Consider the following 11,802-nt stretch of genomic DNA (forward strand, 5'->3'; position numbering starts at 1 on the left):
CGCAAAGTTCTCACCAAGCTCTTTACTACACACACTCTTATACACATAGAAAAACTTTTTGAACTTCATATATCCTCTGACGATTTGATACACACTCCGATTTGTAACATACCGAAAAACAAAAAGAAAACAAACTGTAATATAAGTTACAATTTGTAACTATTTTGTAACACAAATGTAACACACGGTTTTTAAACATACAATAGTTTTTTTACATTATTTTCCCCACCTTCTATATTTTAAAGCGTTAATCCGGTTCTAATCCTTAATGTAATACGTATTTTCATAACAATCGCGCTAAAAAAAGAATTTACATTTTTGATTAAATTGAAGGATATACCCCCTTAAAAAGAAAAAATACGCTATTCTTTCCTATGAGCCTATAGGAAGAAAGAATAACGTATTTTTCAAAAATGAGTTCTTTTATACAAACGCTTTAGTTCTATATCACAATTAAAAGGGCAATCAACGCTAATATAGCTGGAAGTCCTTGTTTTACAATAATTGATTTATTAGATGTGAAACCGCCGAACAGAGCTGCTACGACCACACACATTACAAAGAATAATTGAACCATATAACCAATTGAATTGAGACCAAGTATAAGTCCCCAAATGAGACCAACGGCTAAAAATCCATTATATAAACCTTGGTTTGCAAACATAATGGCTACGTTTCGATCTCCTTCTAAATGCTCGGGTAATTGAAAAGCACGTTTTGCCACTTTTGAATTCATAAAAAACATTTCGAGGATCATGATAAATAAATGTTCTAATGCTACGATCCCGACTAAAATAGCTGCGATTATTTCCATAGTATTGTGCCCCCTCTATCTTCGCTTTAATCTTATAGCTTATATAAAAATCCGACATCGTCTGAATAACACGTTTTCGAAAATTCCTCCTTCTTACTTATTGAAACATTAATTGATACATCAATATTTGATGCATCAATTAATATATAACTCCTCTTTTAGTTTTGCAAGTTTTTTTGCTCAATTTGTTTTATTTTGTTCCGTCAACTTTGAATCAATTCAAAATCCCTGTTCACTCTCTAGAAACTATGGTGTTTTTCAATAACTACATAAAAAAATCAGCTGAATCATCAAATTAATAATTAGTTGTCTCCAAGGACGAAAATTTTATATCATTTTTATTATTTTAGGGGCAATCCATTTTGCTAGCTCTATGGGCATTTGATTACACCAACAAAACAAAAATTGCATACTTAACAAAAAAGCCTACTAATGAAAGTAGACTTGAATTTTTTTAGGTTATTAACTTAATAATTTATCAGTTCATTTTCAGGGGTTTGAATAATAACAGTTTTTTTCCCTGGATCAATCCATCTTAAAATATCAATCACATTTTGTTTATCTACATCTGTACATCCTTCTGTCCATAAAGTAGAAACATGGAAGAAGATCGCGCTTCCTTTGTATGGTGTACGTGATTCCGTATTATAATTAATTACGAAGCTATAATCATATGCTGGGATATACATATTTTCAGCTGATTTCCATCTACCTCTTACAGGCTTTTCCTGCAGCGTATTATAGTATGGAGATTTAGAATCATCTACCCAAACATGATTTGGTTTTGCTTCCAAACTTTCGCAACGTTATTTTCTTACATAGTATTTAATTCACTTGATTATCAAAAAGGAATCCTATTATTTATGTATATTAGTGTTATCAGTCTTAAACTACAAAATAAATAATCAAACGGTTTCCTATAAACTCAACCACTAAAAATCCTCCAATCCATTAAAATGTATAATTAATCTTCAGTTTGCTTTAATCGAAATATACTTATTCCTTTTTCCTTAGCCATGTTTTCAAGATTACTCTCTAAATATTCATAGACTTCTTCAATAGAATCTTTAGACAGAAAAATATGTTCTAAATCCAAAGGATCTTTAACCGTTATACTTTTTTTAGAAAAAAGATTTATGATTTGTGGCAAAACACGTATAGTTTCGCACTCTAAATGTAGTCGTCTTCCATTTTTTAAATTGAGAATTAGGTCTAAATTAATTCGAGTCCCAGGAAGGAAAAGAACAGCGGTGAGCTTCTTAACAACAGAAATCTCTATATTGCTAATTTCGCTGTACAGAAACTCTTCTACCGGCTCTTTCTTTTTTTTAATTTTAAGCGCCTCACAAAGTGTGATGGTAATATTATGCTCTCCAAAAGTAGTTATACAAAAAGGGTGTAATTTACTAGCATATGCAGGATAATATCTTCCTTCTAATTCAATAAATGTTGGTAATATTCTATTTTCGGAATACAACAAAAATTCTTCCTTTTTCATGACCATTCCACCTTATAAATATATTATTAAAACAACATTTAACAACAAATGCTTAAATATATCACAAACGAAATCTAAAATTTTACTAATTAGGATAAAGTTGGTCTACAATTATTTTACCACAATCTCGAATATATGTATTGTCTTGTCTGTATTTCAGACATTTTTCTTATTTTCACTTATATTTATCGATTTACTGCCAGTATTTTATTTAAGAAAAGAAACACATCCACCTTCCGATTGACACGTTTATGAGCGATTTAACGGGTGATTATACAGCCTTTTCTAATCCTAAGTTGTAATAAATACAAACTGCTGATTTATAAACCACCTATACCCCATCATATGAATACTTTTAAAAGAATACTAACGTCCCTATAATAAATGTTTTAGGAACGAACTCTATTCATAAAAACAAAAAAATTTCTCCTTACCATCGTATATTTGAAGAAACATTATTAAAATAAATAGAATTAATAAAATGAAAATATGAAATTAAAATTATTTTCCATCAGCTTTACACAAAAAAACAGCCCGCCTTCCGCAAAAGACGAGCCATTCCATTTAATTCTCACTTATTCTCTTCTTATACCAATCCTGCATTCTCTCCGCATCTTCTACTCTCGTATGCTCTAATTTATAACTCGATGATGCGCTCGAAAACTTATACGTACATAAATCCGCGCGGCGCTGGAAATAGGATTGCGTCTTTTCCATTGATTGGACGTGTCTTCTTCTAACAAGTCCTGTATATTTTCCAACACTACGATATACAAGCGTAATTTGCTCTCCATTTACACTGTAACCATTTGTTTTAAATGTTGCGTATCCAAGTATAAAGATGAGGATCGCAAGCGGAATGAGTGCCCACATAATGAAGTACTTTTCAAAGTATATACTTATTCCAATAAGCGGGATAGCTATCATTGCGAAGAAAATGAAGCTATCAATGAGATAGCGGCGTAATGCTGCTTTTGGTAATGAAATAATATTTGTATTCAGTTCGTATGGTAATTGTAAATGTGCGAGTAACTGTTGTACTCGGTCTTTTCGAATGATTGGATGGAGTGTAACTTTTTCTTTTTCGTCACCCGTTCCCTTACTTTGAATCACTTCTACTTGCACAGCACAATAGCCGAATGGCTGACGTAAAATACTTTCTTTTATCGTAATACCTTGAATACGGTGCAATTTTAGGACGAGTTCTTTTTTCTCAAGTAATCCTTGTGAAATGCGGACCTCATCATTTCTTCGATTCACTGTGAAATCTCCATGTTTTAGCGCATAACCGATTGTCGATATAATCCATGAAAGGACGATCAAAATGGCTATCATGAAAATCAAGCCATATATATCGTGGTCCATTACATACGACTTTACGCCATTCTCTATCCATTTCGGAATGTACTCATCTACTTGGTGGTACACGAAAAAGATTAATGAGAATAATAGTCCAAACTGACCAGATGTAACAGAAGCTAATAAAATCTCTTTCCAAGTTAACTTGTATTCTGTCGATTGTTTTTCCTCTGTAACAATTTCTTTTTCTACTGTATGTTCTACTACTTCGTCTAACGTTTCTTCTGCTTTCACTTCTGGAGTTGGCTCGTTTAGCAAAGCAATAAGCTCAGTTGCCTCTTCTACTGTAATACCAGCTAAGCTAACTTCTGCATCATCGCCCCCACCAGCTGTTTCGATTTGGATTTTCTTTAAGCCAAGCATTTGATATAACACGTTAGAACTTGTATTAATCGTTTGAACACGTTCTTTATTTAAGTAGCTCTCCTTCTTCACAAAGAGGCCTTGTTTTACATGTAATACGTTATTTTCAACCCAGTATGTTGTGTAATACCATTTTTCAAACGCTGAAAAAACGGTGAGTAAACCGAATGCAGCGGGAATTAAATACCAAAACGGGAATTTTCCATTTAAGCTAAACATGAAAATAAAGAGTGGTATAAAATCTGTTATTTTTAATTCCAGTAACATCGTGATTGGATGCTGCCTCTTATACATCCTCATCACTCACTTTCGCTAATTCTGCGATTTTCGTTTTCAACATTTCCGCTTCATACATCGTTAAGCCTGGGATGCTGTGAGAAGTTGCTGCTGTTGAAATGTGTAATTCTGCTAAACTGTATTTTCTCATAATCGGCCCTTGTTCAATCGTCACGTGCTGTACACGAATCATCGGTACTAATACGCGCTTTACGACGAAAAGACCGTGTTGAATTTCAAGTTCTTCTTCATTTAGTTGGTAGCTGTAATAACGTTGACGTAGTTTTGGGAATACGAAGTACTCCAATGGTGCTAACGCAACTGTTAAACCGATTAACACGTACAAAATCCACGCCCACCAATCAAACTTTATCATGAGGAAAAGGTAAGCTAAAATGACAAGAATACCGATCCCTTCTTCTATTACAGCCCGAACTTTCCACACCTTGACCATGTCAGGGTGAATTTCATTTTTCAATGGATCCATGTAACCACTCCAAATCTAGTAATCTACTATATGAATAGTCTCAATCTATATTTTACATAACTTTACATAAAATTGAAATTTAATCTTCTTTCTTCTCAGGAATAAAATATCCGAACCAAAGTAGCCAAATGAAACCGATTAACTTCATCCAATTTCCATCCGCTTGAAAAGCTTCTATCATGCCTGGAATTTTATATACCCCAATGAATCCAAGAAAACCGAGCCACCAGTTTTTTTGCATTTTCATCTTTACTCCTCCTTCATGACGTTTTTCACATTTCGAATCCAAATTTCCTTATACTTTAACTGAAATCCCATGAGTATGTAATTGCTCATATTATCAATTACAAGCGCTAGCGTATGAGCGTTTTCTTCCGTTGCATCTTGTGACACAACGCCCAGTCTCGCGCCTTTCTTCAATAATTCGTGGAAACCATTTAAAAACTCTTCTTGTATTTCAAATAAGCGTTTCTGATACTTTTCATTTCGCGCCGCAGTTACGATAAATTCATTTATGACGCGCAGTATTCCTTCTTGTCCTTCATACTCAGAGAGCATATGTAAACCATCTGCGATTAACTTTTCTGCAAAGTTTTCTTTCGTATATTGCTCTTTATCGAAATAACTCACGAAATGATACCCAGAGAAAATTTCTTCAAATAAAAAATCGACTAACGCTTCTTTAGAAGAAAAATGATAATAAATGGCCGGTTTTGAAATACCTACCTCTTTCGCAATCATGGAAAGGCTCATCTTCTCAATGCCGTGCTCTGCCATAAGTTTAAATGAAGCCTCTACAATGTTTTGCGATGTTTGTAAATTCTTTGTCATACTGTACCTCACTTATTTTTACTTACCGGTCGGTAAGTAAATTATAAAATGAAACGAAATGATTTTCAAGTTAGTTAGCGCTCCAGGAGGAATTTATTGGTAAATGGAGAAGAATATAAAACAAAAGCAATATATAACAATAAGGAGGATATCATATGGGACTTGGTGGTAAAGGCGGTAGTGGTGGTAATGGCGGCGGTGAAGCTGGACAAGCTGGCAAAAGTGGATTTTCATTACTCATTGTACTTTTTGTCGTATTGATTATAGTTGGAGTTAGCTATATCGGACTTGGCTTCTAAGAAAAGGCGTCCTACATTACACATGTAGGACGCCTTGTTTTTAATCCTTATTCAACAATCGCATACGATAACAATTCATCGTTACTTCTCCAAGTCTTTGCAGTAATTGATAGTTTGCATATGCGCCGACCGGGGCACCGATTATTGGTACGAGCTGAAGCATTTTTGCTAAATCGATATAGTCTCGGTACTCTGTTTGGAACTTTTCCCAGTCCATATGATTTTCTTCTTCTGTATCCCACGTTTCGATTGCTTTCCATATTTCTTTTCGGTGGTCGTCACTTGAAAAGGCAAGTTGGAAAACGTGAAGAATAAAAAGGCGCTCTTCTTTATCGCTCGTATCAAATCCGTACAATGTTGCTGCGTCGAATAAAAATTTAATTTTAATGCCGAGCAACAGCGGAAAGTCAGCAAGGCCAAGGAGAATACCGCCTGCTCCCGTCCCCGCTCCTTCTGCCGCTGCTATTTTTTTATACTCATCCATTTTTTTACGTACTTCATCATCTCGTCTTTGCAATGACCAGTTCGTCTCTTTTAATTTCGGCTTTATAAAGTTTGATCCGGCACTAATTGTTTGCACCATCATCCGAATCGTTTCTGTTAATACTTTTTGCACTTTCGCCGGAATAAGCTGCTGTACTTTCGTCTGCACTTTCTTTGAGAACCGTGTCATCATAGAAGAATCTTTCATGAATGTAGCTTTCCACTGCTCCAGTTCTTTTATAACCTTTTCTTCATATGTAATCATAGGTTCATTCCCTTCAATTTAAACGCTCAATACGTTTTGCCCCGTATTGATAAACGAAACCGATACTAAATACTATGCTTACGACTAGTAAAATTCCTGTCATCATGAAATCTTTCGTAGCAAGTGCAAATATGATTGTAAATACAACGCTACCAATAATGAGAATTGCATTTAATAAAGTAAGAAAATCTTTCTTCTTCTCTTCTCCGCCTACTGGGTACAAATCAAGCCAAATTTTCATGCGGTGATGTTTCCATAAAGTTAATAGCTGATAACCGATTAAGTATAGGAAGATAAGGCTTACGATAAATCGTCCATATAAAAACGGAATGAAGTAAAGAATAACTCCGCCAAGAGCGAGCAGGCGCACATATAAGCCAAAATAATTACCAGATCTTAAGAACGTTCTCGTATATAAGTATAAATATGTACGCTTTTCACCGATCATCGAAAGAATGAAATCAAGCCATTTTCTACGTGCTACTCTCTCTTTTAATGCTGGTACATCAACGAACATGTTCGCGATGCGGTACAGCAGCATCATCTTCTTACCTTCTTCAGAAATTAAATACTCCCAGTTTAGTGGTTTCCCCTTCACCATTTGATGCAGAATAGCGAGGTATAACACCATCAGAAGGATGATTCCGGCAATAAACATAACGGAAGTACGTTCTACAAGGAAATAAACAAATAAGGCGTTTAAAATAAATCGAATGAACCAATCGGCTCTTTGTATATTTTGATCTGTTAAAAATGACTTTTCCCACGCTACAAATAAATTCCACGCTTTTACAATGACAAATGCGAGTACGATCCATATGTAACCAGCTCCTGTTTGTTTCATTTGCTGGAAGTATAACGGAGCAAGCGCGGCTGCTACGATTGCAATTATGTATAACTGAATCATAAACGTAAAAAGAAATGCCTTTGTGAAGTATGGTTTTAACTTTTCTTCCACTGGCAGTAAGTAAACGAGATCCGCTTCTTTTAACAACGTTTGAATGGATCCGGCCGTTAATACGAATCCAAGTAACACTGCCATAACGAGCGCAGTCGGAAACGAAGGTGTTAACGTTTGTAACCATTGTTGGTAATAATACGCTCCTGCGCCGATGATGAATACGAAAATAAATTTTAAATGATCATTAAATACGTATTTACTATATGTACGAACTTCTTGTAAAAAGTAACGAAATCGTTCTTTCCATAACGCTGTGCTATTCATAATCTTCTTCCTTCGTTAATGCAATATAAATATCATCTAACGTTGCACCTGGCATATGAAACTGTGATTGCAGCTCAGATAATGTTCCCTTCGCTCTCACTTCGCCTTGATGCAAAATAATGAACGAATCACAATAACGCTCTGCCGTCGCTAAAATATGTGTACTCATTAAAATACCTGCACCACTCTTTTTCATTTGGTCCATCATTTGAAGGAGTGATTGGATTGCTAACGGATCAAGCCCAACGAACGGTTCGTCCACAATGTAAAGAGATGGCTCTACTAAAAACGCACTCATAATCATTACTTTTTGTTTCATCCCTTTTGAGAAATGAGACGGAAACCATTTCAAACGATTTTTCATACGGAATTCTTGTAATAATTGTCCTACACGTTCTTCATATTGTTTTTCATCAACACCGTAAGCCATCGCTGTTAACTTCAAATGTTCTTCTAGCGTTAGCTCATCATATAATACTGGTGTTTCTGGGATGAACGAAAAACTAGAACGGTACGCTGTCATATCATCACGAATTGTTTTCCCATTAATTGTGACAGTTCCTTTTTTCGGTTCCATTAAACCGATAATATGTTTAATCGTCGTACTTTTACCTGCTCCATTTAAACCGATTAAGCCGACAAGTTCACCTTTATTCACAGAGAACGAAACATCTTTTAATACAGGTCGTTTCGTATATCCTCCTGTAACATTTTCTACACGCAATAACTCGCTCATACGACACCACTTTCTTCATTTATATTCGTTCTATATTCATCTTACCAAAAATTACGCTGTACTACATAGTATCGATGCATTCAAAAAAATTTAAATTTGTTCGCATATATTTTCCCGAAAGCGGACATCATAATTAAGGAAGAAGGAACACATTGAAAAAGCGACCACCTATTGATGAGTACAACAACATAGTGAAGTCATCATGAAATGGGGTGTCCAAGTTGGACAAAGGAATTTACACATAACCAGATTATTTGTTTTATTTTCGAAACGGGGTGTCTCCGAAAGAGCATATACTGTTTTAAAAAGTAAACAATTTCATTTAAAAAGATTGCAATTCATTTCACTTGAAAATGGGGTGTCTACGGCAGAAACTTTAGCCGATTTACCGTGCATTTCTTAAAATAAATGAGGTGTCTGCGAAACGTAAATTACGATAATGCTTTTTCAATCCCTCTTCAGAAAACAGGAAGCTGAGTCAGCTTCCTGTTTTTCGTGTTTGTTCTCTTATGTAATTATGGTAAAATACGGCTAAGGATATTTGAAAGGATGAGATCGATGAATCATACAGCAGATAATTGTATTTTTTGTAAAATCATTGACGGGCAAATCCCTTGCTCAAAAGTATACGAAGATGAACATGTGCTTGCATTTTTAGATATTAGTCAAGTAACAAAAGGACATACTCTTGTTATTCCAAAAGTTCACAAACAAGACATTTTTGCGTTAACGCCAGAAATCGCATCACACATTTTTTCTGTCGTTCCGAAAATCGCAAACGCGATTAAAGCAGAGTTTAATCCAGTTGGCTTTAACCTCCTTAACAATAACGGTGAAAAAGCTGGACAAACTGTGTTCCACTTCCACCTTCATTTAATTCCACGCTACGGTGAAAACGATGGTTTCGGTGCTGTTTGGAAATCACATCAAAATGAATATACAATGGAAAATTTACAAAACATCGCAAGTACAATTGCAAATAGTGTGAAATAGTGACACTATAATAAGTAGTCATACATAACAAGCCACTTTCCTAACGTGATTAAATATGGCACGGCTTGTTTCTCCACTTAAGATGCTGGGGACTGGGTACTATTCTTTCCCTCGTCTTAAAGATATGCATATTTTTTCACATCATGAATACGAACAAAAAATAAGGAGGTCTCCTTTTATGTCAAAAGCTAAATCCTTTATTACAGGTGTCATTTGCGGCGGAGCAGTTGCTGGACTAGCTGTTCTTTTCTCTACTCCTTCTTCTGGCAAAGACATGCGCGGCAAGTTAAAAGAAAAAGGAAATGATATTAAAAAGACGTTAGCTGATATTACAGCTGATACAAAATTATTAAAACGTCAAATCGTTGAAACTGCTTCAGAAGGTAAAGAAGTGTTCCAAGAATTAAAAGACGATATGCACGATACACTTTCTAACTGGAAGCAAGATATTTCTCAAAACAAACGACATATTGAGAAAGAGATTTTGGACATTCAAAAATCAATTGAGAAACTACAAGAAGCTGTTCCGGAAAAAGCGTAAACAAATTCCTGCTTAGTTTTTTGCATATAACAAATATTTTTTATATAAATTGACCTTAACACGGCATATCACATAGATATGCCGTGTTTTTATGCATTTACAATATATGTTATCACTTAACATGTATGGACAACACATGTATTCACGACTCATAAACCGCTTCCATAGTTATGCATGATTTGTATAGAATGTCATTTTTTTAAAAAATTTTCACAATTCTCACAAAAAGACTTTATTAATTTTTATTTTACTGGCATAATAGATAGTAATGAAAAAGAATGTTAAAGTGGGTGAGTATATGAAAAGTGGAGAAAAAGATTACTCGGTAAAAGAAGCGATGATTTTCAGCCAACGCATTGCTCAATTATCGAAAGCGTTATGGAAATGTGTAGAGAAAGATTGGCAGATGTGGATTAAACCTTATGATTTAAACATTAATGAGCATCATATTTTAACAATCGCTTATCATTTAAAAGGGGCTTCTATTTCTGAGATTGCTAAGTTTGGAGTTATGCACGTATCAACGGCGTTTAACTTCTCGAAAAAGCTGGAAGAACGCGGCTATCTTGTATTCTCGAAAAAAGAAGATGATAAACGAAATACGTACATCGAAATTACAGACAAAGGGGAAGAATTACTACTTCGCTTAATGGAGGAGTATGACCCTGAAAATAATTCAGTGTTTAATGGGGCTCTTGCACTTCGTAATTTTTATGGGAAGTTCCCAGAAAATATCGAACTGATTGCTATCTTGCGTAACATTTACGGACAAGACTTCATCGATATTTTTGAGAAATCATTAGAAGATATTGAAGAGAACTTTACAGAATCCGATCAGAAGTTAGTTAAGAAATAATCTATTTATTTTTTCGCAATCATGCTTAAGAATTCATTCATAAGCGGTTTGAATAAACCTTGTTTTGCTAGCGCTTCCGCAGTTTCGTGTACTTCGAGCTGATGTGGAAGCGCTTTTTCAAATTGATCTAACAGCGCATCGAACAAAAGAAGGCCTTCTGCTTTCTCCGCTACATATTGTTCGTTCAGTTTTTCACAAAGATGTAGTATACGTTCAACATCTTTTTTACGAGCTTTTTTCTTTATGATCAAAGAATAAAATGGACACTTTTCTTCATCAATCATTTTAAATAGTAGGTCTACGTAGTATTCAGCTTGTTCTAATCTTCTAACAACGTCCATTTTCTCCCTCACTTTCTAACACAAAGTCTTCTATTTCTGAATTTTATAACACGAACAAAATATCGTATGATACAATATATAAAGTATATGTATTTTAGCCAAAAGGAGGTCTCGCCTCATGACACTTATAACAGTTGTTTTTGTCGCATTCGCACTTCTTGTTATATTTTACACGAATTTCATGACACATACACTGTGTGAACGAAAACAAATATCTGCGAGCCGCCAACCCGGTGTGTTTCGGGTTATTAATGTATGTATAACAATTTTATTAATTTCTAGTTATATAGAAATTATATTTCATGGAAAGTGAGGAAGGAAAGCCCCTTCCTCACTTTTTTCCTCTATAAGCAAATTATACCTACTATAACCAATAAAATAAACAGTACAAGTAATAAAATAAGTTGAGAATTCATCCCCATCCCCTCCTCTTTT

15 protein-coding genes and 1 pseudogene are annotated in these 11,802 nt (G+C 34.7%); 5 read left to right on the forward strand and 11 right to left on the reverse strand.

All coding sequences use genetic code 11. The features are described from left to right. Positions 1-442 precede the first annotated feature (442 nt). The 7 genes and pseudogenes from ACTFNE_RS22745 to ACTFNE_RS22775 all read right to left on the reverse strand — a co-directional run bounded on the left by ACTFNE_RS22745 (position 443) and on the right by ACTFNE_RS22775 (position 5,628). On the reverse strand, positions 443-814 hold the full coding sequence (locus ACTFNE_RS22745) for a DUF1304 domain-containing protein (RefSeq protein ID WP_000402491.1): 372 nt from the start codon (positions 812-814) through the stop codon (positions 443-445). Between the two features lie 467 nt (positions 815-1,281). Beyond that, positions 1,282-1,596 (reverse strand): annotated as a pseudogene (locus ACTFNE_RS22750) (L,D-transpeptidase family protein); the annotation flags it as partial. 182 nt (positions 1,597-1,778) lie between these two features. After that, on the reverse strand, positions 1,779-2,312 hold the full coding sequence (locus ACTFNE_RS22755) for a hypothetical protein (protein ID WP_270705522.1): 534 nt from the start codon (positions 2,310-2,312) through the stop codon (positions 1,779-1,781). Positions 2,313-2,876: 564 nt separating this feature from the next. Then, positions 2,877-4,328 carry a PH domain-containing protein gene (locus ACTFNE_RS22760; RefSeq protein WP_270705546.1) on the reverse strand — a complete coding sequence of 484 codons (1,452 nt, stop codon included), beginning with the start codon at positions 4,326-4,328 and terminating at the stop codon, positions 2,877-2,879. Further along, the gene (locus tag ACTFNE_RS22765; protein ID WP_000371355.1) at positions 4,321-4,797 is read right to left on the reverse strand and encodes a PH domain-containing protein; all 477 of its coding nucleotides are present in this window, start codon (positions 4,795-4,797) and stop codon (positions 4,321-4,323) included. The genes ACTFNE_RS22760 and ACTFNE_RS22765 overlap by 8 nt, the downstream gene beginning before the upstream one ends. Positions 4,798-4,876: 79 nt before the next feature. Further along, positions 4,877-5,044 carry a hypothetical protein gene (locus ACTFNE_RS22770; protein ID WP_000783813.1) on the reverse strand — a complete coding sequence of 56 codons (168 nt, stop codon included), beginning with the start codon at positions 5,042-5,044 and terminating at the stop codon, positions 4,877-4,879. A 2-nt stretch (positions 5,045-5,046) separates the two neighbouring features. After that, entirely contained in the window at positions 5,047-5,628 is a 582-nt protein-coding gene (locus tag ACTFNE_RS22775; protein WP_000164849.1) for a TetR/AcrR family transcriptional regulator, read from the reverse strand. Between the two features lie 155 nt (positions 5,629-5,783). Here ACTFNE_RS22775 and ACTFNE_RS22780 point away from each other — a divergent pair, with 155 nt between their 5' ends. After that, positions 5,784-5,927: a YjcZ family sporulation protein gene (locus ACTFNE_RS22780; protein WP_000522746.1), complete on the forward strand. Its 144-nt coding sequence runs from the start codon at positions 5,784-5,786 to the stop codon at positions 5,925-5,927. A 40-nt stretch (positions 5,928-5,967) separates the two neighbouring features. On the opposite strand, the gene ecsC is transcribed toward ACTFNE_RS22780, so the two are convergent. From ecsC to ecsA, 3 genes are read right to left on the reverse strand one after another with little or no spacing between them, the layout of a single operon-like run. Beyond that, complete coding sequence (gene ecsC / locus ACTFNE_RS22785) at positions 5,968-6,675, reverse strand: ecs operon protein EcsC (RefSeq protein WP_000634125.1); 708 nt, start codon at positions 6,673-6,675, stop codon at positions 5,968-5,970. A gap of 13 nt (positions 6,676-6,688) precedes the next feature. Further along, entirely contained in the window at positions 6,689-7,900 is a 1,212-nt protein-coding gene (ecsB, locus tag ACTFNE_RS22790) for an ABC transporter permease EcsB (RefSeq protein WP_061131493.1), read from the reverse strand. Then, positions 7,893-8,636 (reverse strand): ABC transporter ATP-binding protein EcsA, encoded by a 744-nt coding sequence (gene ecsA / locus ACTFNE_RS22795; protein ID WP_001292602.1) that lies wholly within the window; start codon positions 8,634-8,636, stop codon positions 7,893-7,895. Before ecsA ends, ecsB begins: the two co-directional genes overlap by 8 nt. Positions 8,637-9,194: 558 nt before the next feature. Between ecsA and ACTFNE_RS22800 the strand changes: the two genes are divergently transcribed. The 3 genes from ACTFNE_RS22800 (at position 9,195) to ACTFNE_RS22810 (ending at position 11,026) form a co-directional block, all read left to right on the forward strand. Then, positions 9,195-9,629, forward strand: a complete 435-nt coding sequence (locus ACTFNE_RS22800) for an HIT family protein (protein ID WP_001016840.1) — start codon at positions 9,195-9,197, stop codon at positions 9,627-9,629. Positions 9,630-9,807: 178 nt separating this feature from the next. Beyond that, on the forward strand, positions 9,808-10,170 hold the full coding sequence (locus tag ACTFNE_RS22805) for a YtxH domain-containing protein (protein ID WP_000030300.1): 363 nt from the start codon (positions 9,808-9,810) through the stop codon (positions 10,168-10,170). 298 nt (positions 10,171-10,468) lie between these two features. Further along, the gene (locus ACTFNE_RS22810; RefSeq protein ID WP_000834918.1) at positions 10,469-11,026 is read left to right on the forward strand and encodes an HTH-type transcriptional regulator Hpr; all 558 of its coding nucleotides are present in this window, start codon (positions 10,469-10,471) and stop codon (positions 11,024-11,026) included. Positions 11,027-11,031: 5 nt separating this feature from the next. Here the strand turns inward: ACTFNE_RS22810 and ACTFNE_RS22815 are convergent, their stop codons facing one another. After that, the gene (locus ACTFNE_RS22815) at positions 11,032-11,367 is read right to left on the reverse strand and encodes a DUF1878 family protein (RefSeq protein WP_000383660.1); all 336 of its coding nucleotides are present in this window, start codon (positions 11,365-11,367) and stop codon (positions 11,032-11,034) included. Between the two features lie 118 nt (positions 11,368-11,485). Here ACTFNE_RS22815 and ACTFNE_RS22820 point away from each other — a divergent pair, with 118 nt between their 5' ends. Further along, a complete protein-coding gene (locus ACTFNE_RS22820) occupies positions 11,486-11,680 on the forward strand; it encodes a hypothetical protein (RefSeq protein WP_000172692.1) in 195 nt (64 codons plus the stop codon). The last annotated feature ends 122 nt before the right edge of the window (positions 11,681-11,802 follow it).

Source organism: Bacillus cereus group sp. MYBKT111-2 (genome assembly GCF_051915205.1).
Lineage (GTDB): Bacteria > Bacillota > Bacilli > Bacillales > Bacillaceae_G > Bacillus_A > Bacillus_A paranthracis.